We start from the raw sequence: 313 nt of genomic DNA, 5'->3' as shown, positions 1-313 counted from the left end.
ATCGACCCGCTGGTGATCAAAGCAAACGAAGCGAAGCACGCGGCCGAAGCGGCTTGCGGGGTGAAGTGAGATGCCGCCTGGAGGGCAGTACGCGGCGGTGATCCTCGGTAACCACTACCCAACGGGCGGCGAGGCGGCGGCGGCAACAGCAGCGGCTGCCTTTCGCGCAAAAGCCTTAGCGCTCGTCCAGGCTGCCGATAGCGGCAAGGCTGCGTTGAAACCTCTCCGATCGGTGATGTGGAGCAACCGCGGTTTCGCGCACTGGTATCCACTCGCCGAAGGCGTGAATGCACAGGTAGACAAAGCTGCGGAA

Annotated in this window: 1 protein-coding gene; it reads left to right on the top strand. The window is 63.3% G+C overall.

The genetic code is table 11. The annotated features are described in order from the left end of the window. Positions 1–97 precede the first annotated feature (97 nt). On the top strand, positions 98–313 hold a 216-nt coding region (locus AXK60_RS27495; protein ID WP_217491806.1), incomplete at its 3' end, for a hypothetical protein.

This window comes from Tsukamurella pseudospumae (assembly GCF_001575195.1).
Classification (GTDB): domain Bacteria; phylum Actinomycetota; class Actinomycetes; order Mycobacteriales; family Mycobacteriaceae; genus Tsukamurella; species Tsukamurella pseudospumae.
The sequence above is the reverse complement of the archived record's forward strand: the minus strand, read 5'-3'. Positions and strand labels throughout refer to the sequence as shown.